Origin of the sequence: Pandoraea sp. NPDC087047 (assembly GCF_044745225.1) — a bacterium.
Lineage (GTDB): Bacteria > Pseudomonadota > Gammaproteobacteria > Burkholderiales > Burkholderiaceae > Pandoraea.
In genome coordinates this window covers 537,066-563,213 of sequence record NZ_JBIUZU010000002.1, presented here as the reverse complement: position 1 = coordinate 563,213, position 26,148 = coordinate 537,066, and the positions used below count along the sequence as shown (strand labels likewise).

Here is a 26,148-nt window from a genome sequence, read left to right as displayed (position 1 = left end):
GCGCCAACGGGCGGGCGACATTGCCGGACGTCGGGGAGAGAACTGACATGGAGGTTCCGAAGAGTGGGAAGGGCGATGTCGACGACGTGGCACGTCGTTATTCGAGCTCGACGCCTTTGAGTTCGGGAATGAGAAAACGCGTGGCGACCATATCGAGCACGTACAGGCTCGCGAGCAGCGCGATGGCGATCTGGAACGAGTAGCGTGCGGCGAGCGCACCGACGACCAGTGGACCGAGACCGCCGATGGCGCGTCCGATATTCCACAGCACGTTTTGCGCCGTGGCGCGCGCCGCCGTGGGGTAGGCCTCGGACATGAGCGTGCCGTAGCCGCCGACCATGCCGTTGACGAACATGCCCATCAACGCACCCGCGAAGAGCATGACGCTCGGATCGGTCAACTGCGCGTACGCGATCACCATGACCACAGCGCCCGCCTGATAGAGCAGGAACGTGGGGCGTCGGCCGATGCGGTCGGCCAGTTGCCCGAAAGCCCACACGCCGAACATCATCCCGATCACCGTCGCGGCGGTCCAAAGCCCGGACTTGGTCAGCGAGAAACCGAGTTTCTGCGAGAGGAACGTCGGCAGCCAGATCATGATGCCGTAGTAGCCGAAGTTCTGAACCGAGCACAGGATCACGATGCCCAGGCTCACCCGTGTGGTGCGCGCATCTTTCACCAACAGACGGAAGGCGTTCGCGCTGCCGTGCCGGGGCCTTACGCCGTTGCTTTCGGCGCGACGCACGAAGACTTCCGGTTCATGCAGCCGGTTGCGCAATCCCCAGGCAACGAGCGCGGGCAGCACGCCGACGAGGAACATGCCGCGCCAGCCGATGTACGTGAGCAGCAGCGGCGTGAGCAAGGCCGCGGCGAGCACGCCCGTCTGCCAGCCAAGCGCGACATACGACGAGACGCGCGCGCGTTTGGACGCCGGCCACGCCTCGGCGGCGAGCGCCATGCCGATGCCGAACTCGCCCCCCAGCCCGATGCCCGCAATCGTGCGGTAGGCCAGCAAGTCCCAGAAGCCCTGCGCAAGCGCGCACAGCCCGGTGAAGACGGCGAACAGTAGGATCGTCCACGTCAGCATGCGCACACGGCCGTAGCGATCCGAGAGCGCGCCGAACAGAATGCCGCCCGCGACCGCACCGATCAGCGTCCAGGTCACCAAGGCGCCGGCTTGTCCCGCCGAGAGGTGCAGGCCGACGGTGATCGCCGGCAGCATGAAGCCGAGAATCAGCAGGTCGAAACCGTCCATCGCGTAGCCGATGGCGGAGCCCGCGAGCGCCTTCCATGCATAAGGGCTGACGGTGTCGGCACCGGCTGCGGGCGACGCGCCCGCGCGTGGCGCATTCGGAGTGTTCAGGTTGGCTTCCATGATCGGTTCCCGTGGGAGGGCGAAGGCATCAGGCATCGTTACGTGCCGTGCATTCGTCAAATTGTCTATATTTTTAGACGATCAAGTGAAAAAAACGCGTGGCATTACGCGTAGACCTCGGTCGTCAACTGCGCGGCGAAGCCGTTGAGGGTGGCGAGAAAACTGGCGTCGGAGGTGGCGGCGGCATCGCGCAACATCGTGGCGTACGTTTTGCTGCGAGAGAGGAACGCATGGAACGTCTCGCCGTTGGTGGCAATGCCGGACTGGCGCTCCACGAATGTCTGCGCCGCCTGTGCGAGCAGCAGCAGCGCGGCAGATTCGCGCGTGGCGGTGCGCGACGTGTTCAGGCAGCGCGCTGCGAAATCCTCGATGTCGGACAGACCGACCGTGTCGCGCTGTAACCAGGCGCATGCGAGTTGCAGATCCATCATGTTCTCCATCTGTCTAAATATTTAGACTAAACGAACCCGGCAGGGCAGGCAAGACGAAAATAATCGGGTCAAACCCTGATGCCGGGCGGCGGCGACGGCGGCGAGACATTGCTAAAAGCGTGTCTGGCGCATGAATCACGTCCGCCGTCGCAGCAACGCCAGCGGGCCGCGCGTGCCCGCCGAAAAGTGCTGGCAGGTGCCGTCAGCGCTCGTTCAGAAACGCACGCGCATGCCTGCGCCGTATGTCTGGCCGGTCGACATATCGCGCATGTGGTCGTACTTGTAGGCAACGTAGACATCGGTGCGCTTGGACAGCGGGTAGTCATAGCCGAGCGCCCACGTGGTGCGGCGCTGGTTGTCGCCCGAGCCGTTCGAGCCGGTGTAGGCCACCGACGCCAGCACACTGCCCAGACCGAGCGGCACCGACGCGCCCAACTGTCCCGTATTCGCGTGGAAATTGCCGCTGGCGGCCTGACTCGCCACGAGCATGTACTGCGCGAAGACCTTCACTACGGCGAAGTCGTACGACAGGCCGATCTGCGCCGTGTTCTGGTTCGTCAGGCCGGTCACGCCGGTGAGTTGCGAGCCGAAGTCGCCCGGCGTGGCGCTGAAGTTCACATACTGGTAGTTCACCGCGGCCGCGAAGGGGCCGTTGGCGTATGTGAGCGCTGCGGCCCACTTCTTCGCGCTATGGTCCGTCGCGCTGTTGCCGGTGGCGTAGAGCAGCGTGCCCGCGAGTCCGGCGTAGCTCGGCGACGTGTACGCGAGCGCGTTGTTCCACGCGGAGTCACCCACCACGCCCTGCGTCCCCAGACCCTTGTAGGTGTGGAAGATCATCGGCGAGAAGGTGTACGAATTGTTGAACGGGTTGAACTGGATCGTCGCGAGGTACATCGGCGTGGTGATGCGACCCAGACGGAGGGTGCCCAAGGTGTTGTTGGCCAGGCCGACGTAGGCGTTGCGCGAGAAGAAGCTGTCGCCTGCGAAGCGGCCGTACGTGCCGTTGTTGGGCTGGAAGTAACTCTCCAGCACGAACAGCGCGCTGTTGCCTCCGCCGAGATCTTCCGTGCCCGACATGCCCCAGTACGACGTGGTCATGCCGCCGCCTTGCTGCACGCCGGCGGCGTTGCCGCCCGGGTTCTTAACCGAGCCGACGTAAGCATCCGCCAAGCCGTAGAAGTTGATGCTCGATTGCGCGTGTGCCGTGCCTGCGAGTGCGGCAGCGCCCATTGCGGCGGCGCGAGCCACCTTGTGCCAGGTTTTCATCATTCCCTCGTTGTTTTGTATAAATTTCTGGACGGCGCGCAGGCTATCACCCCCCCCGCGCGTTGGGTCATCCCCCTGGCGATTCCCAAGCGGCGTGCGAGTCGCCGTAGTCTCGGGCGTTGGGGGAGCCGTGTCCGGAATCGTGCTGATATCTAAAAAATTAGACAATTGGAAAAATATTCTGCCGCTCGATGTGTGGCGCGCAAAGCACGGCGAGGTTCGCGTATTGACGTGCGACGCGCGCTGCGTCAGGCATGGCGGGCGACCGGTATAATCCCGGCACTGCAAAGTGCGGGGTGACGTGATCTGCGGCGTCTCGCGTGGATGCGATATCCATGAGGTATTCGACAGGGGGCGATTTGACTCGAACTGCAACGACATCCCGGGCGCCGAGAGGCGCGCGTTTCAATTTCCGAGCCATTGGCGAACGCTTGCGTGCCTATCGGCTGGCAGCGGAGTTACGCAGCGAGGATGTGGCGGAGCAGTTGGATATCTCGCGCGCGGCCATCTACAAACTGGAGCGCGGCGAGATCGTCAAGATCGATACGCTGGAACGGCTTGCGGCGCTGCTCGGCGTGTCGCTGGCCAATCTGCTGGGCGTGGAAGTCGAGTATCACGACTCGGCGGTGAGCTATTTCGAGCGCATGCGTCAGTTGGAGAGCCGTTCCGAGCGCATCGTCGCGCACTTCGATCCGATTTCGTTCCTGTTGACCTCCGACGACTACGATGTCTGGCTGCGTCACATGCTCGACGAGAGCATTCCGCCCACGCTCGCGGATCGGCACTGGGAGAACACGATCAATCGCGTGCTGGGCATCTTGCAGGAGCGCAAGTCGAGCTTCTCGCGGCATCGGCTCGCGGTGACGAGCCTCATCGGCCTGCGTCAGATCGAGCAGTTCCTGCATCACGGGCTGGTCGGACGGCTGGGGCTCGCACCGGGCGTGCAACTCGAGCGGAAGATGGCCGCGCGGCGCGAAGTGGCGCGTATCGTCGAGTTTCTCGAGGCCGATACGGCGGGCGTGCAGATCGGCATCGTCAGCGACAACATGCCCAACGAGACGTTTCAGATCTTCGAGGCGCAGGGCGAAGCCTACGTCGCAGTCTCGCCGTTCCGTCTGGGCGAGTTGCCGAATCTGCGTACCGGCATTGCCACCATCACCACCTCGCCCGATGGCGTCGGCATGTACCGCGCCATGATCGACCGCCTGTGGGCCGATTCCGCCAAGGGCAAGGAAGGGGCCGCATTGCTCGGCCAACTGCTCGCTCGGTTCTGATACGGCGATTGCGTCAGGGACGCGACTTACGTCGCCACGTTGCGCACGTCACGTCACCCGGGCCGCTTTATCGCCAACCGGCCTAAGTGACGCAACTAAGTGATGCAGCTAAGTGACGCAAAAAACGGCGCTTCCAACGTAATTCGCGGCGGGCTGTGCCCTGAACCGGTGCCACAAAGCGAAGCCATCTAACACAATCGAAATCCGCTGGCCGAAAACCCGTCTAGTCTCCGAGCGCCTGAAGACCATCCGGTCTGACGATGATTAGGAGAACCATGATGGGCGTATTACTCGGAGGACCGTCGCATGCGTCGACGGGTGTGATTTCCACTGGGTTCAAGGATCGGTCGTGCGAGTACGACGACGGCTTTGCTTCGGACTTCCGGCGGCTCGGGTCGGCCCCGGCGTCGAGCGTCAGTGCGCCCGGCAAGCCGTGGCAGACGTATCCCGAGCGGCAGCGATGCACGGAGGATCGCGACGGTGTCTCGCACGGACGCTGGCAGGCCTACCGCAAGCTCGACAAGATGCTGGCCGACAATCTCATGAACAAGCCGCTCGTTCCCAGTGTGATCGCCGAACCTCTGGCGCGCTGGCATGCTTCATTTCAACCGGCGGTCGAGACCGATTCGGTGTTCGAGCATGACCGCACCGAAGCCATGAGACAGGTGCGCTACGCCGCTCCGCCGGAAAACAAGCCGTTTGTGCGCCGGTTCGCTCCCGAGCCGGTGCTCGATCAGCTCGCGCAGATTGCGAAAGTCAATGAAGAGATCCAGCGCGTCGCGGCGTCGGTGAGTAAGCTGCCCAAGGGCGAAGCCAAGGCGATGGGCCAACGTAATCTCGACGATATGACGGCAACGCGCGACACCATGCTCCAGCTCACCACGACGTTGCATGCGAGAAAATTCGTCGAACTCAGGGTCGAGCGCAATTTGCTGCTCGCGCTCAATGACATGGCGCGAGAAGCCCGGCAGGAGATGTCGAATGGCGGTGCCGATGTGCCGCTTCGATTGAAGGTGCGGGGCGGCAAGCTGGTGCTCAAGCCTGCTGCGTCGAAATCGCGCTTTCAGAGGAATCAGATACGCGCGCGTAACGATGCGGCGCGTCTGGCGTTGTTGCTCGGCTATCCTGCGGGCACGCCGGTTTCGCTGGCGGATATTCGTGCCAGAGGGGTCGGGCAGTACGATTATTCGACGGTGCTCTCCAGCGCACGAGGTCTGCCGGACGGACAGGCGTTCTCCTGGTTCGGCGCACGTGCTGCCGAGATCGATCGCTGCAAGCAGGCTTTCCTGGCGGTGCGGGACAAGCTCCAGGCCACCGACGGCGGCAGGACACTGGGGGCGCAGCTCGTGCCGATGCATGACGACAGCGAGTTTGACGAACTCGATGCCATCCCTGCGGTCATCATGCGGGAGATGGTCGAGGCGCCGAGCCGGGCGTCGAGCCGTGCGTCGGGTCGGGTGCTGAGCCGCGAGCCGAGTTGGGAGGGCCTGACGTCCGCCGGGAGCTCGCCGCGCGAGACGCGACCGAAGCATATCGAAGCCGGTCTGGCGGCGCTGCAGACCGAGTCGACTGGACACGAAGCGCGTCTTGACAAGGGACTCACATCGGTGCGCGAACCTGGCATGGATGACGGCGCCTTTGCCCGCCACGTCATTTCCCAGAATCCACCGTCATGGAGGCTTCATTCGTCGTCCGAAGGGTCATCGTCCGCGCACGGAACGGCACCTTCATCGTCCGCTCCCGAGGTGCAGGCGTCTCGGCACACCAGCGCACCGCAATATTCGCGGCGCGATTATTTTGCCGACCAGTTCATCGGGGCCAACCGGGGAAGGGCTGGCCGGTTGAGCATGATTCTCGAGCGGCGCCAGTCGGATGAGCGCGAAGCCGAGCGACAGGCGCAGCGCCCGGCAGCGGATTCGATGGCACGTGCGATGGAGCGTACGGTGGTGCTGGAGCTTGAGCGTCAGGCGGCGGCGCAAACGGCACGATCGGGACGACCGGTCGAACAACCCGTTGGACGGCCAGTTGAGCCACCGGTCGCACATCGAACCGAGTCGGCGGAGCAAAGGGCGTTGCGAACGGGGGCGCGTCCGAAGTCGCAGCGTGCGCCGCAGCGCAGCGAAGAAATGCCGCCGCCGTTGCCGTCGACGCCGGCGCCCGATCTGACCTAAGCTAAGCCGTCGTCATTCGTCGTTTGTCAGAAGCCGCCACTGATTTCGTGGCGGCTTTTTTTGCGCGTCATGGCGCGTTCTCCCCTCCCATTCGCGCTCTGTCGGGCCGCGGCGACGCCACGGCATACGTTGCATATTTCGCTCGGCGAAACCGTGCGCGCACGCGCGATAGTAAATATTTTAAATATCCGCAAGCCTTTCCAATCAATCAGTTGCGAGATCAATGCAAAAATGTCGTCGGCTTTGCGTTGTAGGGAACTTGTCAGTAGAATGGCCGCGTTAAATGCGCTACGCGAGGTGAATGGCCTGTCAGGTTTTCTTCGCGCATGGCGAGCCTCCGCTTGACTGTCATGCGTGATTCGTCCCGTCCCCCACAAAAACGGAGAACTCCATGTCACAGGACAAGGAACCGCGCCGGCGCTTTCTACGCCAGGTGCTGGCGATCGTGCCTGCTACGACTCTCGCCACCGGTGCGACGCTTACGCAGTCTGCCTGTAGCAGCGAATCCGCTGCCCCCGCCGCTTCGCCCCAATCCTACGAGCCCAAGTACTTCACTGCCGACGAATGGCGTTTCGTGAATGCCGCCGTCGACCGTCTGATTCCTGCGGACGATCTCGGCCCGGGGGCATTGCAGGCCGACGTGCCGCAGTTCATCGATCGTCAGATGGAAACGCCGTTCGGCTACGGCAAGCTCTGGTACATGCAGGGGCCGTTCCACACCGACCAGCCGCCGGAGATGGGCTACCAGTTGAGCCTCGCGCCGCGCGACATCTATCGTCACGGCATCGCCGCGTGCGACGCTTACTGCAAGAAGCAGTACAACAAGGCGTTCGCCGATCTCGATCACGCCACGCAGGAAACCGTGCTGGGCGATCTGGAGCACGCCAAGGTCGAGTTCGACAGCGTGCCCGCGCGCACCTTCTTCTCATATCTGCTGGCGAACACGAAGGAAGGTTTTCTCTCGGACCCGATTCACGGCGGCAACAAGGACATGGTCGGCTGGAAGCTGGTGGGCTTTCCCGGCGCACGCGCGGACTTCATCGACTGGGCGGACCAGCCCAACGTCAAGTACCCGTACGGGCCCGTGTCGATTTCCGGAAAGCGGGGCTAAGCCATGGCAATCAAGAAAGATAAGGTCGACGCCGTCATCGTGGGCTTCGGCTGGACCGGGGCCATTCTCGGCCAGGAACTGACCGACGCCGGACTCAATGTCGTCGCACTGGAGCGAGGCGCGATGCGCGACACGCCCACCGACGCGCAATATCCGAAAGTCATCGACGAGCTCGAATACTCCGTGCGCGGCAAGCTCTTTCAGGAGCTGGCGCGCGAGACCGTCACGATTCGTCACACGCCGGACGATCTCGCCGTGCCGTATCGCCAGAACGGCTCGTTTCTGCTGGGCAACGGCGTCGGTGGTGCAGGCTTTCACTGGAACGGCATGCACTACCGAATTCTCCCGGAAGAGCTCAAGCTGCGCAGTCATTACGAAGCGCGCTACGGCAAGAAATTCATTCCCGACGGCATGACGATTCAGGACTTCGGTGTGAGCTACGAAGAACTGGAGCCGTACTTCGACTTCGCCGAGAAAGTGTTCGGCACGTCGGGCAAGGCGGGGAATCTGAACGGCAAGATCGTGCCCGGTGGCAACCCCCGCGAAGGCGCGCGATCGAGCGAGTTTCCGACGCCCCCACTGCAAAACACCTACGGCGCGCAGCTCTTCGAAAAGGCCGCGCGCGAAGTCGGCTTCAACCCGTATCCCGCGCCGGCGGCGAACACCTCCGAGCCCTATACGAATCCGTACGGCGTGCGCCTCGGGCCGTGCAACTTCTGCGGCTTCTGCGAGAACTACGGCTGCTACATGTACTCGAAGGCTTCGCCGCAGACGACCATTCTGCCGGTGCTGCTCAAGAAGCCCAATTTCGAGCTGCGCACGCATTCGTACGTCACCAAGGTCAATCTCGACAGCGATGGCAAGAAGGCCACTGGCGTAACGTACATCGACGCACAAGGCCGAGAAGTCGAGCAGCCTGCCGACCTCGTGATCATGGCGGCATATCAGATGCACAACGTGCGTCTGCTGCTGCTCTCGGGCATTGGCAAGCCGTACGATCCGAAGACCGGCGAGGGGGTCGTCGGCAAGAACTATGCGTACCAGATGAATGGTGCCGTGAACGTGCTGCTGCCCAAGGGCACCCAACTGAATCCGTTCGTTGGCACCGGTGCCGGCGGCGTGTCGATGGACGACCTGAACGGCGACCAGTTCGATCACGGGCCGCTGGGCTTCATCGGCGGCGCGAGTATCCGTCACATTCGCTACGGCGGGCGTCCGATCAAGATGACGCCGACCGTACCGGGCACGCCGTCGTGGGGCAGCAAGTGGAAGGCGGGCATTGCCGACGCGTACCAGCGCTACATGACCATCGGGATCTCCGGCTCGGTCATGTCGTATCGCGACGCGTGTCTCGATCTCGATCCGACCTATAAGGACGCCTACGGCATTCCGCTGCTGCGCATGACATTCGACTGGCATGACAACGAGTACGACATGCTGGGCTATATGGGCGACCGGATGGAAGAAGTCGGCCGTGCCATGAACCCCGAGAAGGTGTTCCGGGCGATTCGCAAGAAAGGCACGCATTACGACACACGGATCTATCAGAGCACACACACCACGGGCGGCGCCATCATGGGCACGAATCCGTCGAACAGTGTGGTCAACAGGTATCTGCAAAGCTGGGACGTGTCCAACGTGTTCGTGATGGGCGCATCGGCGTTTCCGCAGAACATGGGTTACAACCCCACGGGCGTGGTGGCGGCGCTGGCGTACTGGTCCGCGAAGGCGATTCGCGAGCAGTACCTCAAGAACGCCGGCCCGCTGGTGCAAGCCTGAGGAGCGCAGCCATGATCCGCAAAACGATGATGAAACGCTCCGTTGGCACACTCGCGGCCGGTGCTCTGGCGCTCGTGGTCGTCGCCGTGTGGGCGCAGACCGCAACAGCGCCTTCCGGGGCGGCCGTCTCGCCAGTCCCCACGCCTGCGGTGCCCGCCGTGAGCGTGGAGCCCGTCAAACCCATGGAGGGCGGCACGCAGACGGCTGCCGCCAACGACCCGCAGGCGCAACTGCTGAAGCAGGGCGAATACCTCGCCCGGGCGGCCGATTGCGCGGCGTGTCATACGGCGCCCAAGGGCAAACCGTTCGCGGGCGGTCTGCCAATGGCTTCACCCATCGGCACGATCTACTCGACGAACATCACGCCGGACAAGGACACCGGCATCGGCAACTACAGCCTCGAAGACTTCGACCGCGCAGTGCGTCACGGTATCGCGAAGAACGGCTCGACACTGTACCCGGCAATGCCGTACACCTCGTACGCCAAGGTGCGTCCGGCTGACGTGAAGGCGCTGTATGCCTACTTCATGAACGGTGTGCAACCGGTGGCGCAGGCGAATAAGGCGACGGACATTGCGTGGCCGATGTCAATGCGCTGGCCGCTGTCGATCTGGCGCAAGATGTTTGCGCCCGCGGTGGCGGCCGACGCCGCGTCGACCGACAACGATCCGATTTCGCGCGGACGCTATCTCGTCGAAGGCCTGGGCCATTGCAGTGCCTGCCACACGCCGCGTGGCGTGGCGTTGCAGGAGAAGGCGCTCACCGACGACAGCACGGCGTTCCTGTCGGGCGGCGTGGTCGACAACTTCCTCGCGAAGAATCTGCGTGGCGATGTTACCGACGGTCTGGGTAACTGGAGCGAAGGCGATATCACGGCGTTCCTCAAGGGCGGACGTAACGACCATTCCGCAGCCTTCGGCGGCATGTCGGACGTTGTGCAGCACAGCACCCAGTACATGAACGACGACGATCTCACCGCCGTTGCCAAGTACCTGAAGACGCTGCGGCCGGTCGATCCGAACGCCAAGGCGCTCGCGTATAACGAGACCGTGGCCAAGGCGTTGCGTGCCGGGTCCGACAAGAGCAACGGTGCGCTCACCTTCATCGACAACTGTGCGGCATGTCACCGCAGCACGGGCAAGGGCTATACGCAGACGTTCCCGACGCTTGCGCTTAGCTCGACGGTGAACTCTGCCGACCCGACCTCGCTCATCCATATCGTGCTGCGCGGTGCGGAAATGCCGTGGACGAAGTCGGCGCCGACGCACTACGCCATGCCCGGTTTCGACGATCGTCTGACCGATCAGGATGTGGCCGACGTGCTGACGTTCGTGCGTTCGAGCTGGGGCAACAAGGCGCCGGCGGTGACGTCTGCGCAGGTGGCCAAGGTGCGCAAGGAGGTAGGCGCCGCGCCGCAGCCGCAGCGATAAGGGGCAGGGCGCCTGATTCGGGCGCTTAAGGCGTAGCCCGGCGCCGACTCACGTCGGCACGCAGGCTGCGCTTGTGATGAAATGAAGCCCCGCCGGGCAAGATCGCTGGCGGGGCTTTTCTTTGATGTTGTCGTTGCGTACTGACGCAGGGAGGCCGTCGTGCCCTTCATTCTTTTGGCGCTCGTCGTGCTGGCGGGCATTATCTATGGCGCCGTGAGGCTGTATGCCGCGGTGGCGCTGCAATTCGGCACGTTCGCGGCTGTCGCAACGATTGTCGTGTGTGTGCTGATCGTCGCCTGGCTGGTGGCCGACGCGGTACGTCGCTACCGCGCGGTGCACGGCGTGCGTCGCGACGGCAAGCGGCTGGTGCGTGTTTCGGGCGAGTGGGGGGAGCTCACGCTCGATGCCGATCGCAAGATGGGTACGCTGCGCGTGGACGGCCGCGAGACGCGTTTCGTGTTTTCCGATGTGACCTCGGCGCATCCGGTGAGCGAGGGCGGCCGCTGGTCGCTGACGCTCGAACTCGCTCACAACACGCAGCCGAGCTGGCGTGTGCCCATGCCCGGCCGCGCGCTCGCGCAGCGCTGGACGAAGATATTCCGTCTCGCCAACGCTCACCGGCTGTAAAGCCGTGGGTTCGGCCGCTCAGCCGTTCAGCTGCTCAAGCGCTTGCAGGCACCGGCTGCCGCAGCGGCGACACCACGCTGTCATCGTTGATGGGAAAGTGCAGGGCTGCCGCCACTGCGCCGAGGATTGCGGTCGCGGCCCAGACGAGGTTGTACGAACCCGTGACGTCGAGCACAAAGCCGCCGAGCCACGCGCCGAGGAACGAGCCGACCTGATGGCTCATGAAGCACACGCCGAAGAGCGTCCCCAGATGTTGCGTACCGAAGACCTTCGCTACCAGTCCGCTGGTGAGCGGCACCGTCCCGAGCCATGTCAGGCCCATCACGGCGGCGAAGATCACGACGCTCGTGTCGGATTTCGGCAGCAGGAAAAAGAGGGCGATGGCTGCGCCGCGAATCAGGTACAGCCAGCCGAGCACGTGGTGCTGGCGATAGCGCCCGCCGAGCCAGCCGCATCCCCAGCTTCCCAACATATTGAACAGACCGATGAGTGCGAGCGCCGTTGCCCCGAGCCCGATGGGCATGTGGCACATCAGCAGATAGCCGGGCAGGTGTGTTGCGATGAAGGCGAGTTGAAAGCCGCAGGTGAAGAAGCCCAGCGTCAGGAGCTGATAACCGCGGTGGGTGCGGGCTTGTCGAAGCACGTCGCGCAACGAGACGCGTTCGCCGTCCTCCTGCGTTGCCGGGGCGGCGGCGGCCGGTGCGGTGCCAGCACTCGCCGTTCGGCGGCGCCGGTTCATCGTCATGAACAGACCGAGCGGTGCGGCGCAGCACAGCACCAGCGCGAGCACAAAAAGCGAGGTCGACACGCCGTACGTTTGACGCAAGCCTTGCGCGACAGGCACGAGCGCAACCTGCCCGAGCGAGCCGCCCGCACTCACGAGGCCCATCGCCATCGTGCGTTTCTCCGGCGTGACGGCGCGACTCACGGCGGGCAGCACCACGCCGAACGTCGTGCAACTGATACCCAGGCCAACGAGCACGCCCAGCCCGATCACGAGCCAGACGCCCGACGGGGCCAGCGCCGCCATCGCGAGTCCCGCGGCAAAGGCAAACGCGCCGAACGCGACGACGGGCGCCGGGCCATGACGGTCGGCCATCGCACCGGCGAACGGCTGGGCAAATCCCCACACGAGGTTATGCAGCGCGATGGCAAAGGCCACGAGCGTGACGGGCACGCCGCGGTCGTAGGAAAACGGGGTGATGAACAGGCCGAACGTCTGGCGGGTTCCCATTGCGGCACTCAGGACGAGTGCGCCAGCAAGAATGATCAGGGTGACCTGTCCTTGCAGCGAGGGCGATGCGGAAGTGGTGGTTTGCGTCATGATGGTGAATCCTCCTCACCGTAGTGTCGCAATGTACTCCCCGTCTGGCAAAAGAGTTGTGTGTGATTTTGGGTGAATTTTATTCACCCTGGTGCGTGCCGGTCTGCTCGATCACCCAGTCGCGGAAAGCTACGCATTCGGGGTGTGGTTCGATGTCCGGTGCGCTGATCAGCCAGTAAGCCCCTTGCGACTGCGTAGTAACGTTGTGGGCCGGCACGAGTACGCCGTTCGCGAGGTATTCGTCGACCAGCGGACGGCGTCCGATCACGACGCCCAGGCCCGTCATGGCGGCTTCGAACGCCATTTGAATGCTGTCGAAACTCAGCCCGCCCCGGGTGTCGAAGTCGTCGATGCCCGCGCCTTCGACCCAGACTTGCCAGTCCTCGCTTGCGCTGCCCACATGAATGCGGATGGCGTTGCGCAGGTCGATGTTGCCGTGCGCGTCGGCGTGTATCGCGTGATAGGCCGGGCTGCATACCGGAACGAATCGTTCTCCGAACAGCCGGTGCCAAGTACCGCTGGCGACGGGGGCACGTGAGAGGCGGATGGCGAAGTCGAAACCGTCGGTGGGAAAGCCGACCTGACGGCGCGACGTATCGACCGTGATGTCCACGCCCGGCATGCGTCGCAGGAACATGTCCAGACGCGGTATGAGCCAGCGGGAGGCGAGCGTGGGGGCGCAGGTGATGGCAATCGCGCGCGAGGCGTCCGGCGTGGGCAGGCGGCGCGTGCCGGTGAGCAGCAGCGAGAACGCTTCGGTCACGTAGGCGAGGTAGTCCACGCCTTCTGGCGTGAGCGTGAGTCCTTGCGGCGAGCGCGCGAAGAGCGTCACGCCCAGCGTCTGCTCCAGCCCGACAATGCCATGACTGACGGCGCTTGGCGTGAGATGCAGCTCGGCGGCGGCGCGTTTGAAGCTCTGGTGGCGTCCGGCAGCTTCGAACAGGCGCAGGGCGGACAGCGGTGGCAGACGGGGCGGCATCGGGTGAGTGTCGAGCGGTCGGAGGGCGCCGGTGTCGATGGCTTCGTTCGGATGGCGTCGATTTTCGCACGACGCCGACGCTTGTGGTGCGCTGTCGCGCGCGTCGAAGGCGGGGCGGTGCTCACGGACGTTCGCGAAAACTGTCATGGTCGGTCGCCAGTACAGGCCCGCCCGGATTTGGCGAACTGTACCGGGCATCGGGCGATACGCGTGCCTATGCTGTGTCTCCGCGTCTGCCCCTGTGCCTGCAAGATGCACCAGATGCAGCGCCGAAGACGTGTTTCAGACTGACGACTATGACGACCGAACAATTGCTGGGCTTCTGCGCCTTCGCTGTCATCACTTTGGTGACGCCGGGGCCGAACAACATGATGGTGCTGACCTCGGGCCTGAACTACGGCTTCGTGCGTACGCTGCCGCATTTGGCGGGTATTGCTTTCGGCTTCGCGCTGATGGTGTTTCTGACGGGCGCGGGACTGCATTCGGTCTTCGTGCGTTTTCCGGTGATTCACACGGTGCTGAAGTATGTGGGGGCGGCCTATTTGCTGTGGCTGGCGTGGCATCTGGCGCGCTCCGGCCCCATCGACGACGAGCGGCGTGGGCGCGAGCGGCCGATGGGTTTTTTCGGCGCGGCGGCGTTCCAGTGGGTCAACCCGAAGGCGTGGGTGATGGCCGTGGGCGCGATCAGCACCTATTTGCCCAATGCGTCGCATCTGCCGGACGTTGCCATGCTCGCTCTGATCTACGGCATCCTGGGCGCGCCGTGCATCGGCTTGTGGGCCGGGTTCGGTGTGGCGATGCGGCGCGTGCTGACCGATGCGCGCTCGGTGCGCATCTTCAATGGTGTGGCGGCAGCGTTGCTCGTCGCGTCGTTGTATCCGATTCTGGTCGAATGAAACGTTCGACGCACTGACGAAGCGGAAGGGCAGGGGCTGGAAATTACATCGTTATACTGACGGTTCTCGTGAATTAATTTTCCCCTCCCATCCCCCAAAGTGAGGAATCGTCATGCCCCGCATGTTCGTCAAGAAGCTCCCTTGTCTCGTCGCTGCCGCAACACTCGTGCTTTCCCCGCTGTCCGCACTGGCTTGCACCCGAGTGGTGTATCTCGGTGCGAACGACGACGTCATCACGGCACGTTCGATGGACTGGAAGCTCGACGTCGCGACCAACCTCTATGTGCTGCCGCGCGGTATCGCACGTACGGGTGAGGCGGGACCGAACTCCCTTCACTGGACGGCAAAATACGGCAGTGTGGTGGCCACGGGTTACGACGTCTCGACGACCGACGGCGTCAACGAGAAGGGGCTGTCCGCGCAACTGCTGTGGCTGGTCGAGTCGCAGTACCCCAAGTTCGACAAGGACGCCAAACCGGGGCTGACGATTGCCGCCTGGGCGCAATACGTGCTCGATAACTTTGCGACGGTCGCCGAAGCTGTGGCAGCCCTGGAGAAAGAGCCGTTCACCGTTGTGACGGACAACACGCCGGGCGAGGAGCGGCTCGCGACGTTGCATCTGTCGATGTCCGATAAATCGGGCGACAGCGCCATCGTCGAATACATCGGCGGCCGTCAGGTGATTCATCACGGAAAGCAGTATCAGGTGATGACCAATTCGCCCACCTACGACGAGCAACTCGCGATGAACGCCTACTGGACGCAGATCGGTGGCACGACATTCCTGCCAGGCACCAACCGTGCGTCGGATCGCTTTGCGCGCGCGTCGTTTTACATCAATGCGATTCCCAAGAGCGAAGATCCGGTGCAGGCGCTGGCAAGCGTGTTCGGCGTGATTCGTAATGCGTCGGTGCCGTTCGGCATTACCACGCCGGGGGCGCCGAACATTTCGTCGACGCGCTGGCGCACGGTGGTCGATCACAAGCGTCTGCTGTATTTCTTCGAGTCGGCGCTCACGCCCAATACATTCTGGGTAGATCTCAAGAAGCTGGATTTCGCGGCGGGTGCGCTCGTGAAGCGGCTCGATCTTGGCCGCGATCAACGTAATACCTTTAGTGGAGAGGTTTCTGTCGACTTCAAACCAGCGCCGCCGTTTCCGTTTCTTGGGCTGAATAGCCCCAAGCCCGCTTGAGGGGTGGCGGGTACCGATCGGCACCTACGGGCGCCGCGGGGCCGTGCGTGAGCGGATGGCAGCAAGTTGCGTCGGCCTACGCTCCGTAATGATCGGCGCAACACCGGTAATTGCGTGATGTGTGCCAATCAAGGTCGTGAGGTCGCGCCTGCGGACGGCGTGACAGCAGGTCGGTCACGCCGGGGCCACGAAGGCGAGTCGATGGATGTCGGCGGGCGTCAGCACGGCGTGCGGGGCACCGTTGCGTACGGTGTTGAGCATGGCGTCGCCAATGACCCGGGGCGTGAGTACGCTGGATGGCGAAATCCAGCGTGCCAACGTGAGCACCGGCTTGAGCACGACGTACGACCAGCGATATAGCGCGGTGCGGGATTCGACGCCGTCCTCCGGGAGAATGGCGGCCGGCCGGAAAATGGCAACGCGCCCGAACGGCAGTCGACGCAGCGCGTTCTCGGTCTCGCCGCGCACGCGCGCCCACATGCTTCGCCCCTGTTCGCTGCTGTCCGCGCCGGCGCCCGACACGTACACCATCGACATGCCCGGATTCGCCCGAAGCAGTTCCTGGGCGAGGGTGAGCGTGAGGTCGTAAGTGACCGCACGATATGCCGGCTCCGACATCCCGAACGACGACACCCCGGCGCAGAAAAAGCAGGCGTCGACGTGGCTGAATGCCGGGTCGTGCGCGGTGAAGGCGGCGAGGTCCGGCAGGGTGACGACCTTGAGCCGCGGGTCGTCATAACCGGTCAACGGGCGTCGGCCGATCACCAGGATTTCCTCGACGTCTCGCGCGGCCAGACAGGCGCGCAGCACGCCTTGTCCGACCATGCCGGACGCGCCGATCAGTACGATGCGCATGATTTCACTCCCTTCGTCGTTCGGGTGTCCGTAGTATCGAATACTTCGGGCATCCTGGTCTCAATATGGGGCTGGCATCGAGACTCAAAGCGGATTGAATCCCGCCAGGCCTTCGAGCGTTACCGAGGTGGCGAGGTCTTTTTGCACTTGCAGCGCGGCCAGATTTCGCGCGTAGGTGGTTTCCAGCACAGCGTAGGCGTCGGCGCCGAGCACGGTACGCAGCGGCGGTTCGGCCATCTGACTCAGGGTATAGATGGCATCTGCCATTTTCACGGGGTCGCCCGAGGAGATATCGTCGCCGCCTGCCTTGATGTGTTCGCGCAACTGGCCGACGGCGCCCGTCTTGTAGGCGTCGAGCTCCTCGGCCCACTGAATGTTGGCGACAAAGCCTGTGCGGATCGAGCCCGGCTCGATGATGAGGGTCTTGATACCGAACGCGGCGATTTCCTGATTCACGGACTCGGCAAAGCCTTCCAGGCCGTACTTGGCCGCGTGGTAAAGCGCCCCGCTGGGGAAGGCGGCACGTCCGCCCATGCTGCTCACGTGAATGAAAGTGCCGTGTTCTCTGGCGCGCATTTCGCCGAGAAAGGCGCGTGTGACATGGATGGGGGCAAGCAGATTGAGCGCGATTTGCTGCTGGATTTGCGCTTCACTCAGCGCTTCCATCGCGCCGATGACCGCGCCACCGGCGTTGTTCACGACGACATCCACGTCGGGATGGCGGGCGGCCACGGCGCGCACCTCATCGGTGTCGGTAACGTCGACCGATTCGACTTCCAGGCGACCGGGCCACGCCTGCTGAAGCGACTGCAAGGCTTCGACGCGACGCACCGCAGCCACCACACGATGGCCCTCGGCCAGCACTTTTGCCGCAATCTCCTTACCCAGACCGCCGGACGCGCCGGTGATAAACCACTTTTGATTCGACATGACGAGATTCCTTAATAAAATGAATGATTACTCACGCAATTAAAGCGCAAAAAAACTTACGACGTGATTGCGCGCCACGCCGCATGAAAGCCGATTTGCCGGTAACGCTCGGCGTTGGCGGGTTCCTTCTCGATGGACTCGATCGTGATGTCCGCAATGCGCTCGATGATGGCGTAGAGAAACGCCATGGGCGCGTTCACCAGTACACCGCTCTGGACGGCGCGTTCCATCATGTGAGCGACATCCTGAAACGAGGCCATGGCTTGTGCCCGGGTTTCGTCCAGCAAGCGTCCTGACGCTGCCAGCCGGGAAACCGCGAGACGACCCGACGGGTTGCTCAGCCCCCAGCCGATGTAGCTTTGGAAAAGGTGCTCGATACGAAGACGGAAGTCGGCCTGATGCGGATAGCCGGGCATCATGGCGTCGGCCAGCGCTTGCTTGAGATGCAGGTACAAGGCCTGAAAGAGCACTTCCTTGTTCTCGAAGTACGTGAACAGAGTGCCCTCGGCGACACCGGCCCGCTTGGCAATGCTCGCCGTGGTGGCCAGCACTCCATGCTCGGCAACGACCTGTGTGGCCGATTGCAAGAGCGCTTCGCGTTTTTCCGGGCTGAGAGGGCGTGCCATCGTGTCCTGCATTCATCAAGAGTGAGTACGCGCTCAATTATAGGTAAAGGTGCTCCGTACCGCAAGTAGGCGGGGGGATGATGAGGGGGTACCGTTTGTGGCAGATAAAAAAAACGGACCCAAAAGGGTCCGTTTTCTTCAGGATGGTGGTGGAGCCGGCGGGGATCGAACCCGCGTCCGCAAGTACTCTACGACCAGTTCTACATACTTAGTTCAGTCATTTAATTTAACCGTTTTGTCGCGGACGAACACGCTACGCAACAGCGATCCATTTAGTTTTCGGCCCCGGCGCCATGGCACCACCGGAGATTATCTGACGTAAATGACCTCGCGAGGTATTGCTACCCTGGCCCGTCAGCGAGCCAGTGCGAGGAAGGCGCCCTTAGGCAGCCAGTGCGTACGAGTTATCGTTAGCAGTTACTAATTTCCCATTGATTAACGAGGTGACGGGTCCTCGGTATGCCCTGAATCGCTTCGCTACCCACGTCGAAACCATGTCGGCCCCAGTGGAGGATGGATTATGACACAAATGCCTCACTTCAGTGCGAAGTCCACGCGTGTCGTCGCCCCCTTGTCCTTGATGCCGTCGGCGTTGAGCTTCGGCGCCACCACGAACATTCGATCCGATGCGATCTTGCCATCCAGCCACGACCGCACACGCTGTGCGCGACGCTCCGCCAAGGTGCGCAAATCGTCGTCACCCACCTTCACGTTCGTTTCCATGAGCTTTTCCATCTCGTCATCCGGCAACGATTTCGTGAGCCCGATCATGTTGCGTGGTTTCGAAAAATCCGCCGCCTTGTACGCGGCCGTCAGGTATTTGCTGCGCTCTTCCGGGCTCACCGTTACGCTGTCTACGTCGATGCTCTCGCCCTTGCCGACCAGCGACTTGACCTTCTGGGTCTTGATGGCACGCTCCACCGCCGCGGTACGCAGGCCGTCAGTGTCTTTTGCGGGGTCTACGCGACCTACGATGTCCAGCTTGAGCGCCTCGCGATCGTTCAGCGCCTTGACCAGCGTTTCGAGTCGCTTCTCGTCGTCCGGCGTGAGACGCGCGCTGCCCGGTGCGAATTCAACGTAGCCCAGCTCTTGCTCGCCACCGCCGAAAGCGGAGGCCAGCAAGCTGAACGGTGCCGTTGCCGCCTTGACGATCAAGTTGACGAACGCCCGGAAAATCACGCCGCCGAGACTGAATTGCGGATCGTCGAGCGAGCCTGAAACCGGAATGTCCACATCGATCTCGCCGCGCGAGTTCTTCAGCAGCGACACCGCCAGACGCACCGGCAGATTGGTCGCCGTCGGGCTGTCCACATGGTCGCCGAACGTCAACTGGTCGATAAAGATGTGGTTGTTTGCCGTGAGCTTCGCCTGGTCGAGCAGATAGTGGACGTCGACCGTGAGCTTGCCCTTTTCGATCGGATAACCTGCGTACTTCGTCGAGTAGGGCGTGAGGTTGGTCAGTTCGATGCCGTCGGCTTTGGCGCCCAGATCCACGAACGCCATCGGCGCAAGCGGATTGATCTTGCCGTTGATGTCGATGGGCGCGTTGCGATTGACCTTGCCTTGCAACGCGACGTCCGCGGGTTCGGTCGTTGCCGTACCGAATGCGCCGATGCGCCCGCCAATGCCGGTCAGATTGGCGGTGTAGTTCGGCTTGACGAAGTTGTCCGTGAAGTTGATGTTGCCGCCTTGCAGCGTGATACGTCCGATGTGGACGTCCGCAGGTAGCGCCTTCCCGGTACCGTAACCCGGGCCGCGTTGGGCCGTTGTTTTGCCCGGGGTCTGCTCTTTCTCCTCAACCTGCGTTGGTTGCTCGGCTTCCGCCGCCGAGGCGGCTGCATCCAGCGGTGGCTTGTCGGCCGAGGCGCCACCGAGCGGCACGCCCTCGTTCGCCCGTGTGAGCGAGCGGGGGGCGGTTTCCTTGTTGCCCACCACGTCGGCCAGATTCAGGCGTCCGTTCGCATTGATGATCAGTCGTGCGTAGAAGCGCGAGAGCGAAATGCTGCCCAACTGGACATTAGGCTTGCCACTGCCGATGGCCAGATTGATCTGCTGCACCGACAATGCATTCCAGCGCACGAAGTCGTCGGCCGTCACCTTGTCGAGCAGGCGGACGTTGCCGAGCGTTGCGTCCCCGCGGTACGTTGCCTGCGTGGTGTCGCCCTTCATGGCAAACGTGGCGCGTCCATTGCTGGAGAGCAGGGCGCTTGCGATGCTCGCATTCAACTGGTCGCTCATATACGAGTCGAACGCGGCCAGATCGAGTTGCTGAGTCTTGACTTGAAGATCGCCCGCCAACGGTTGCGGCGTGATGCTACCTGTCGCGTTGAGTGAGCCCTTCTTGTTGAGCGTGCCGTTCACTTCGAGCTGCAACGGCTTGGTCATATCCTGCGAAGCGCCTTGCACCTTGATGTTGAGCGGCGCGAATTTCGCATTGGTCGGACGGCCTTTCACCGCCCGGTCCTCGAACCCGATGCTCGCGTTTTCGACGGTTACCTTGCCGACCTTCCACTGCCAGCCGCCGGCCGCTACTTGCGTATGTGATGCCGATCCCGTGGCCGACGTACGGCGTCCGCGTTCCGTGCCGACACGGGCGTTGATAGCGGTGCCGCTGCTTACGGATGCCTTGGGTTGGCCGTCGCCGGTCAGCGCGAGCAGGTTGATCTTGCCGTCCTTGTCGCGGCGCGCGGCCACGTCGAGTCCGCTGACGGTGACTTCGTCGACGACTGCCTGACGTGCACCGAGATCGAAGTGCGAGACCTTCGCCTGAGCCTTGGCCAGTTTGACTGGCGCGTCGCCCTTGTTGCCCGTGAGCCACTCGACCTTCTCCAGCGTAGCCGTGGCCGGTTCGATTTGGACGTTCGGCTGTTTGTCCGGTGCGAACGCCGCGCTGAACTTCGCCTGCGCGCCGACCGTACCGCTCTTCAGGTCGCCCGCGAGCGCGCCCTGGGCGAACGGCAGCAGCGGGGCGAGGGCGATCGACTGGGCGTCGAGTTCCCCACTCGCGTTATACGCAGGCAGACTGAATTGGCCATGTGCCTTGAGCGAGCCGCCGCTTTGGATGCCAAGGGACGCATCGTACGTCGCCGATTCTTTGCCGAGTGTTGAGAACTGCTTCACCGTAAGTTGGATGTTCTCAAGCGATACGCTTGCGGGTTTTGCACCGCGTTCGTCGGTGAACCGCAACTTGCTGTTCACTACTGAGACGTCGCCAATCAGCAGATCGAGCGGCGAAGACTGTCCCGCCGCCTCCGATTTCGTCTGCTCTGCCTCGGCGGCCGAGGCGGGCGTAGCCGGGCGCGCGGTTTGCTCCGCGGCGACCTTCGGCACGGACTTGGCCGCTTCGTTGGCCTTCGGCGACGCCGCCGCTTCATCGACCGCCTTGCCCACGGCCTTGATCACGGGACGTTGCGGCAACAGTGCCTGCGCGACGTTGATCGATCCGTTCTTCTCCATCGTGACACGCTGGTCGAGGCCGTCGATGCGCACGCTGTCGATGTGGAAGACGTTACTCAGCGGTTCAACCTTGCCGAGCTTGACGTCGACTTGTTTGACCGCAACGAGCGGAGAGCCGTCAGCCTCGTTGACCACGGCATCCGACAATCCCGCGGTGCCCGTGAGCAGTACGTGATTACCGTCCTTGTCGCGAGTAAAGCGCAGCTTCAGGTCCGTGCTGATCGCTGCGCTCTTGATTTGTGCGGGCACCGTGACCGGCGAGTAGCCGAGGTACTTCGGCACGTCGAGCCGATCGAGCTTGATGTCGACGGTCGATTCCAGCGAATCGGCGAATGGCTTGGTCTGTCCCGCGATATGTATCGGCGCCCCGTCGATGGACGCTTGCAGCAGCGGCTGTACGAAGATATCGGTGTCGGCCGGCAAATTCGCAATGAACGGAATGCCGACCTGGAGATTGTCGACGACGTGCTTTTCGTTCTGCACGACATCGTCGAAGTGGATCGTGCCGTTCTTGATCTGGACGTTATTCAGCGCAAAGCGTGCTGGCTTCGAGGGTTCGGGCGAGGGCGGTCCCGACGTCGCGCGATCGATGATGTCCGAGAAGTTGAAGCGCTGCGGCGCTGTACGCACGATGTTGACGACGGGCGTGTCGATGTACAGCTCGCCCACCACCGGTGCGAAGCGGAACAGGGAACTCCATGAGGCGTTCACGCGCAACTGGCCGATGTCGACGAATGACTGGCCGGGCGTCTTGTCGCCGATGTGCACCTGATGCAGATCGAGCCGCAACGTATAGGGATTGAAGCTGACGTCACCCACGCTGACCGGGCGCTCGAGATAGGTCGAGAGCTTGTCGACGGCGTAATGCTTGAGTACCGCCGGGACGGTGAAGTAACCGACGACGCCGAATACGGCAATGATGCCGGCGACCCACAGGCCAGTCTTGCGCGCACGTCGGCGCACGTTGGGGTCACGCCCGAGCGTTTGTGCACGGGCAAGACCTCGTTGCAGGCGAGTGCCGCCTGCCGACGATTCCGTTGAGGATTTGCGATCGTTCGCTTGCTCGGCCATGCGGTCTCCCGTAAGTAGCCATTGAAGCATACGCCGCGCCACTAACGCGCGGCGGGACAATCCCAAGCACCGGCCGCGGCAATGGCGGCCCAGTCCTGGCAGGCGATGAGCGAGGGATTAAGCCTGCGACATCACCAGCGGGGCGATCGCGCCCGCGCGTTCGACGACGGCATCGGCCTGCCACTGCGCAGGGGTCAGCGAGTCGCCGCAATAACCGTAGGCCGCGGCAACGGTAGCCATGCCGGCCGCCTTGCCCGCCTGTACGTCGCGTAAGTCGTCGCCAACGTACACGATTTGCGCAGGCGCGATGCCGATGCACTCGGCTGCGTACAGCAGGGGCGCCGGATGCGGCTTGCTGTGCGGCGTGGTGTCACCCGACACCACGCAGGCTGCGCCATCGGCGAGCCCGAGCAGCCTGACGAGCGGATTGGTCAGGCGTGCTGCCTTGTTGGTCACTATGCCCCACGGCATGCCACGCTCGGTCAAGGCCGCAAGCAGCGCAGGAATACCGTCGAACAGATGGCTCTGCACGCACAACGCGGCTTCGTAGTTGGCGAGAAAGGCGTCTCTCAGGGACGCAAACGCTGCGTCGTCGGGCGTGACGCCGAACGCACTGCCTATCAGCCCGCGAGCGCCGTGCGATGCCTGCAGGCGCAGGATCTCGTAGGGGCCGGGCGGGAGGCCGCGATCGGTACGCACCTTGTTGACCGCAGCGACGAGGTCGGGTGCCGTATCGGCGAGCGTGCCGTCGAGATCGAACAGCACGGCACGAATGTCGCCGTGCAACAGGTTCGGCATGGTGTCGAGGGAAGAAGCGTGGACTCGGGCGGGGGGCTCGAACATATCAGGCGTCGCGTGTGCACGCGATCATGTAATTGACGTCGGTGTCGCGATTGATCGAGTAACGCTTGCTGATCGGGTTGTAGGTCATGCCCCGCAGGTCACGGACGGTCAGATCGCTTGCACGGGCGAACGATGCCAGTTCCGACGGACGGATGAACTTCGCATAGTCATGCGTGCCGCGCGGCAACATGCGCAGCAAGTACTCGGCACCGACCACCGCCAGCAGCCAGGCTTTCGGATTGCGGTTGAGCGTGGAGAAGAACACGTGGCCGCCCGGTTTCACGAGCGTGGCGCAGGCCGCCACGATGGACGCAGGCGACGGTACGTGCTCCAGCATTTCCATGCAGGTCACCACATCGTACGTACCCGCTTCGCGCGCGGCGAGCGCCTCGGCGGAGATTGCTTCGTACTCGATGGGCAGGCCGGCTTCGAGGCTGTGCAGATCGGCCACGCCGAGTGCCTTGGTCGACAGGTCGATGCCTTTGACACGGGCGCCCTGACGGGCCATCGATTCGGAGAGGATGCCGCCGCCACAACCGATGTCCAGCACGCGCTTGCCTTGCAGGGACACATGTTGCTCGATCCAGTCGAGACGCAACGGGTTGATCTCGTGCAACGGCTTGAATTCGCTGTGCGGATCCCACCAGCGGTGGGCCAATTCACTGAATTTATTGAGTTCTTGCTGGTCGGCGTTCATCACTTGCTCTTGGACATTGACGGCTCGGGACAGGCGTATCTTGCGCGGTTGCGCGTGCCCCAGTGTGCCGGTTTGGCCGGCGGGCGCCGTCGAGATTGGGCAAGTATAACGAAGTGAGTGCGCCCATGTCCAAAGCGCGAGGCGTGGCGGGGCCTGCCGCGCGGTTGGCGCGGGTTTGTGTGCGGGCTCAAGGTGCATCGGTAAACGACCGTTTAAAGGTCGACGGAATGCGTTTGTGAGTGCACATGACGCGAGCATGGCGCTACGCTGACGGCCCTATGGCAAGTCATTGTTAAGGCAGGGAAAATGCCGACTGCCAGGCCTGTGCGGATGCGACACACTCGGAGCACGTCCCGACGCGTGTTCGGGACGACCTCGTGTTTGTCGCGGAGTTTGACGGCGCAGGCCGTCGCTACGGCAGACCCCGGCCGTTCTGGATAGGACTCCGCAGGGAGGCGCCATGACGCAACCGACGGCGCAAGACAATTCCGGCGCTACGGCGATCGACCTACGCGGGCCGAGCCCGTGGCGTCGCTGGCGCTGGCTCGCGCTCGTCCTGCTGGTCGTCGTCGCGCTGTTGATCTGGCGTTGGGTCGCACATCGCGCCCCGCCGCCAGCCGCGCCCCCGCCACCGGTCGCCGTCGTGTCGACCGTCGTCACCCCTATCGATTTACCTCGCTATGTCGTGGGGATCGGCACCGTGCAGGCCACGACCTCCGTTACTGTGCGTGCCCGGGTCGATGGTCAGATCGAGCGCGTTGCGTTTGTCGAGGGACGCGACGTCAAGGCTGGCGACCTGCTTGTGCAGATCGATCCGCGTCCCTACCGTGCGCAGCTCGAACAAGCGCGCGCGACGAAGGCGCGTGACGCGGCACAGCTTGCCAATGCGCGATTGGACCTCCAGCGCTACCAGGTTTTGTCGGCACAAGGCGCTACGTCTCAGCAGCAGGCGGATACGCAGGCAGCGCTCGTCAAGCAACTCGAAGCCGCGGTGCTGACCGATCAGGCGCAGATCGACTACGCTTTGGTGCAACTCGACTACACCACCATTCGGTCGCCTATCGATGGGCGCACCGGGGTTCGGCTGGTTGACGTCGGCAATATCGTGCACGCCACAGACGCCAACGGCATCGTCATCGTCAATCTGATCGATCCGATCACGGTGCTGTTTACGTTGCCCGAGGAGGCGGTTGGCCCTGTCAATGCCGCGATCCAGGCGGCGGGGGGCACGGGGCTTGCTGTCGATGCGTATGCCCGCGATAGCGGTGCGGGTGGCGAGCGGCTGGCCTCCGGCAAGCTCACGCTCATCAACAATCAGATCGACAACACGAGCGGGACCGTGCAGCTCAAAGCCACGTTCGCCAATGCCGGGCACCGTTTGTGGCCGGGGCAATACGTCAACGCCCGGCTCATGCTCGGCATGAGGTCGCAGGCTATCGTGGTCGATACGTCCGTCGTGCAGAACGGTCCAAGCGGTACATTCGTGTACGTGATTGACGGACAAAGCAAGGCGGCCGTGCAGGCGGTGAAAGTCGGTGCGATGCAGGGTAATCAAGCCATCATCGAGAGTGGTCTGTCTGCTGGGCAGAGAGTTGTTGTCGACGGCCAACTCAAGTTGCGGCAAGGAACGCCGGTGACGGAGGTTCGAAACGCCTCGTCTACGCGATCGGCGGCACCGTCAACGCAGAGCGCGCCGACCTCGCAGCCGGCGTCTTCATCTGCTGGTTCCGTCGGCCCCGCCAGTACCACCAGTCCCGCCAATCCCGCTAGCCCTGCAGCCGCCGCAGGGCCATCGGGCCGCTAGCGCGCTCGCCG

Annotated in this window: 20 protein-coding genes and 1 other RNA gene; 9 read left to right on the top strand and 12 right to left on the bottom strand. The window is 63.3% G+C overall.

Annotated elements, in window-relative coordinates; genetic code table 11:
* Positions 1 to 97 precede the first annotated feature (97 nt).
* From ACIPHM_RS05240 to ACIPHM_RS05230, 3 genes are all read right to left on the bottom strand, one after another.
* Positions 98 to 1,255, bottom strand: coding sequence for an MFS transporter (locus ACIPHM_RS05240; protein ID WP_400325348.1), 1,158 nt, complete (start codon positions 1,253 to 1,255; stop codon positions 98 to 100).
* Positions 1,256 to 1,479: 224 nt separating this feature from the next.
* A complete protein-coding gene (locus ACIPHM_RS05235; protein WP_400325190.1) occupies positions 1,480 to 1,806 on the bottom strand; it encodes a hypothetical protein in 327 nt (108 codons plus the stop codon).
* Between the two features lie 213 nt (positions 1,807 to 2,019).
* Positions 2,020 to 3,075 (bottom strand): porin, encoded by a 1,056-nt coding sequence (locus ACIPHM_RS05230; RefSeq protein WP_400325188.1) that lies wholly within the window; start codon positions 3,073 to 3,075, stop codon positions 2,020 to 2,022.
* Positions 3,076 to 3,407: 332 nt separating this feature from the next.
* Between ACIPHM_RS05230 and ACIPHM_RS05225 the strand changes: the two genes are divergently transcribed.
* From ACIPHM_RS05225 to ACIPHM_RS05200, 6 genes are all read left to right on the top strand, one after another.
* Positions 3,408 to 4,346 carry a helix-turn-helix domain-containing protein gene (locus ACIPHM_RS05225; RefSeq protein ID WP_400325186.1) on the top strand — a complete coding sequence of 313 codons (939 nt, stop codon included), beginning with the start codon at positions 3,408 to 3,410 and terminating at the stop codon, positions 4,344 to 4,346.
* Between the two features lie 275 nt (positions 4,347 to 4,621).
* The gene (locus tag ACIPHM_RS05220; RefSeq protein ID WP_400325184.1) at positions 4,622 to 6,517 is read left to right on the top strand and encodes a hypothetical protein; all 1,896 of its coding nucleotides are present in this window, start codon (positions 4,622 to 4,624) and stop codon (positions 6,515 to 6,517) included.
* A 391-nt stretch (positions 6,518 to 6,908) separates the two neighbouring features.
* Positions 6,909 to 7,628: a gluconate 2-dehydrogenase subunit 3 family protein gene (locus tag ACIPHM_RS05215; protein WP_400325182.1), complete on the top strand. Its 720-nt coding sequence runs from the start codon at positions 6,909 to 6,911 to the stop codon at positions 7,626 to 7,628.
* 3 nt (positions 7,629 to 7,631) lie between these two features.
* Positions 7,632 to 9,407 carry a GMC family oxidoreductase gene (locus ACIPHM_RS05210; protein WP_400325180.1) on the top strand — a complete coding sequence of 592 codons (1,776 nt, stop codon included), beginning with the start codon at positions 7,632 to 7,634 and terminating at the stop codon, positions 9,405 to 9,407.
* 11 nt (positions 9,408 to 9,418) lie between these two features.
* Entirely contained in the window at positions 9,419 to 10,837 is a 1,419-nt protein-coding gene (locus tag ACIPHM_RS05205; RefSeq protein WP_400325178.1) for a c-type cytochrome, read from the top strand.
* 159 nt (positions 10,838 to 10,996) lie between these two features.
* Positions 10,997 to 11,464 carry a hypothetical protein gene (locus ACIPHM_RS05200; protein WP_400325176.1) on the top strand — a complete coding sequence of 156 codons (468 nt, stop codon included), beginning with the start codon at positions 10,997 to 10,999 and terminating at the stop codon, positions 11,462 to 11,464.
* A gap of 34 nt (positions 11,465 to 11,498) precedes the next feature.
* Here ACIPHM_RS05200 and ACIPHM_RS05195 read toward each other — a convergent pair whose 3' ends face one another.
* Together ACIPHM_RS05195 and ACIPHM_RS05190 are read right to left on the bottom strand one after the other, a co-directional pair.
* Positions 11,499 to 12,788, bottom strand: coding sequence for an MFS transporter (locus ACIPHM_RS05195; protein ID WP_400325174.1), 1,290 nt, complete (start codon positions 12,786 to 12,788; stop codon positions 11,499 to 11,501).
* 79 nt (positions 12,789 to 12,867) lie between these two features.
* Entirely contained in the window at positions 12,868 to 13,767 is a 900-nt protein-coding gene (locus ACIPHM_RS05190; protein ID WP_400325346.1) for a LysR substrate-binding domain-containing protein, read from the bottom strand.
* 296 nt (positions 13,768 to 14,063) lie between these two features.
* Here ACIPHM_RS05190 and ACIPHM_RS05185 point away from each other — a divergent pair, with 296 nt between their 5' ends.
* Positions 14,064 to 14,663: a LysE family translocator gene (locus ACIPHM_RS05185; protein WP_400325172.1), complete on the top strand. Its 600-nt coding sequence runs from the start codon at positions 14,064 to 14,066 to the stop codon at positions 14,661 to 14,663.
* A 121-nt stretch (positions 14,664 to 14,784) separates the two neighbouring features.
* Complete coding sequence (locus ACIPHM_RS05180; RefSeq protein ID WP_400325344.1) at positions 14,785 to 15,855, top strand: linear amide C-N hydrolase; 1,071 nt, start codon at positions 14,785 to 14,787, stop codon at positions 15,853 to 15,855.
* Positions 15,856 to 16,029: 174 nt separating this feature from the next.
* Here the strand turns inward: ACIPHM_RS05180 and ACIPHM_RS05175 are convergent, their stop codons facing one another.
* The 7 genes from ACIPHM_RS05175 to ubiG all read right to left on the bottom strand — a co-directional run bounded on the left by ACIPHM_RS05175 (position 16,030) and on the right by ubiG (position 24,396).
* The gene (locus ACIPHM_RS05175; RefSeq protein ID WP_400325170.1) at positions 16,030 to 16,710 is read right to left on the bottom strand and encodes a semialdehyde dehydrogenase; all 681 of its coding nucleotides are present in this window, start codon (positions 16,708 to 16,710) and stop codon (positions 16,030 to 16,032) included.
* A gap of 84 nt (positions 16,711 to 16,794) precedes the next feature.
* The gene (locus ACIPHM_RS05170; RefSeq protein WP_400325168.1) at positions 16,795 to 17,640 is read right to left on the bottom strand and encodes an SDR family NAD(P)-dependent oxidoreductase; all 846 of its coding nucleotides are present in this window, start codon (positions 17,638 to 17,640) and stop codon (positions 16,795 to 16,797) included.
* Between the two features lie 56 nt (positions 17,641 to 17,696).
* Positions 17,697 to 18,266 (bottom strand): TetR/AcrR family transcriptional regulator, encoded by a 570-nt coding sequence (locus tag ACIPHM_RS05165; protein WP_400325166.1) that lies wholly within the window; start codon positions 18,264 to 18,266, stop codon positions 17,697 to 17,699.
* Positions 18,267 to 18,413: 147 nt separating this feature from the next.
* Positions 18,414 to 18,771: a transfer-messenger RNA gene (gene ssrA / locus ACIPHM_RS05160) on the bottom strand.
* 29 nt (positions 18,772 to 18,800) lie between these two features.
* Entirely contained in the window at positions 18,801 to 22,793 is a 3,993-nt protein-coding gene (locus ACIPHM_RS05155; RefSeq protein ID WP_400325164.1) for a DUF748 domain-containing protein, read from the bottom strand.
* Between the two features lie 117 nt (positions 22,794 to 22,910).
* Positions 22,911 to 23,591, bottom strand: coding sequence for a phosphoglycolate phosphatase (gph, locus tag ACIPHM_RS05150; RefSeq protein ID WP_400325162.1), 681 nt, complete (start codon positions 23,589 to 23,591; stop codon positions 22,911 to 22,913).
* Between the two features lie 46 nt (positions 23,592 to 23,637).
* On the bottom strand, positions 23,638 to 24,396 hold the full coding sequence (ubiG, locus tag ACIPHM_RS05145) for a bifunctional 2-polyprenyl-6-hydroxyphenol methylase/3-demethylubiquinol 3-O-methyltransferase UbiG (RefSeq protein ID WP_400325342.1): 759 nt from the start codon (positions 24,394 to 24,396) through the stop codon (positions 23,638 to 23,640).
* A 397-nt stretch (positions 24,397 to 24,793) separates the two neighbouring features.
* On the opposite strand from ubiG, the gene ACIPHM_RS05140 reads away from it, so the two are divergent.
* Entirely contained in the window at positions 24,794 to 26,137 is a 1,344-nt protein-coding gene (locus ACIPHM_RS05140; RefSeq protein WP_400325160.1) for an efflux RND transporter periplasmic adaptor subunit, read from the top strand.
* The last annotated feature ends 11 nt before the right edge of the window (positions 26,138 to 26,148 follow it).

What these genes read in the sequence shown, in the direction of transcription:
- ACIPHM_RS05240 (WP_400325348.1), bottom strand. Translation starts at nt 1,255, where the DNA reads ATGGACGGTTTCGACCTGCTGATTCTCGGCTTCATGCTGCCGGCGATC.
- ACIPHM_RS05235 (WP_400325190.1), bottom strand. Translation starts at nt 1,806, where the DNA reads ATGATGGATCTGCAACTCGCATGCGCCTGGTTACAGCGCGACACGGTC.
- ACIPHM_RS05230 (WP_400325188.1), bottom strand. Translation starts at nt 3,075, where the DNA reads ATGATGAAAACCTGGCACAAGGTGGCTCGCGCCGCCGCAATGGGCGCT.
- ACIPHM_RS05225 (WP_400325186.1), top strand. Translation starts at nt 3,408, where the DNA reads ATGAGGTATTCGACAGGGGGCGATTTGACTCGAACTGCAACGACATCC.
- ACIPHM_RS05220 (WP_400325184.1), top strand. Translation starts at nt 4,622, where the DNA reads ATGATGGGCGTATTACTCGGAGGACCGTCGCATGCGTCGACGGGTGTG.
- ACIPHM_RS05215 (WP_400325182.1), top strand. Translation starts at nt 6,909, where the DNA reads ATGTCACAGGACAAGGAACCGCGCCGGCGCTTTCTACGCCAGGTGCTG.
- ACIPHM_RS05210 (WP_400325180.1), top strand. Translation starts at nt 7,632, where the DNA reads ATGGCAATCAAGAAAGATAAGGTCGACGCCGTCATCGTGGGCTTCGGC.
- ACIPHM_RS05205 (WP_400325178.1), top strand. Translation starts at nt 9,419, where the DNA reads ATGATCCGCAAAACGATGATGAAACGCTCCGTTGGCACACTCGCGGCC.
- ACIPHM_RS05195 (WP_400325174.1), bottom strand. Translation starts at nt 12,788, where the DNA reads ATGACGCAAACCACCACTTCCGCATCGCCCTCGCTGCAAGGACAGGTC.
- ACIPHM_RS05190 (WP_400325346.1), bottom strand. Translation starts at nt 13,767, where the DNA reads ATGCCGCCCCGTCTGCCACCGCTGTCCGCCCTGCGCCTGTTCGAAGCT.
- ACIPHM_RS05185 (WP_400325172.1), top strand. Translation starts at nt 14,064, where the DNA reads ATGACGACCGAACAATTGCTGGGCTTCTGCGCCTTCGCTGTCATCACT.
- ACIPHM_RS05180 (WP_400325344.1), top strand. Translation starts at nt 14,785, where the DNA reads ATGTTCGTCAAGAAGCTCCCTTGTCTCGTCGCTGCCGCAACACTCGTG.
- ACIPHM_RS05175 (WP_400325170.1), bottom strand. Translation starts at nt 16,710, where the DNA reads ATGCGCATCGTACTGATCGGCGCGTCCGGCATGGTCGGACAAGGCGTG.
- ACIPHM_RS05170 (WP_400325168.1), bottom strand. Translation starts at nt 17,640, where the DNA reads ATGTCGAATCAAAAGTGGTTTATCACCGGCGCGTCCGGCGGTCTGGGT.
- ACIPHM_RS05165 (WP_400325166.1), bottom strand. Translation starts at nt 18,266, where the DNA reads ATGGCACGCCCTCTCAGCCCGGAAAAACGCGAAGCGCTCTTGCAATCG.
- ACIPHM_RS05155 (WP_400325164.1), bottom strand. Translation starts at nt 22,793, where the DNA reads ATGGCCGAGCAAGCGAACGATCGCAAATCCTCAACGGAATCGTCGGCA.
- gph (WP_400325162.1), bottom strand. Translation starts at nt 23,591, where the DNA reads ATGCCGAACCTGTTGCACGGCGACATTCGTGCCGTGCTGTTCGATCTC.
- ACIPHM_RS05140 (WP_400325160.1), top strand. Translation starts at nt 24,794, where the DNA reads ATGACGCAACCGACGGCGCAAGACAATTCCGGCGCTACGGCGATCGAC.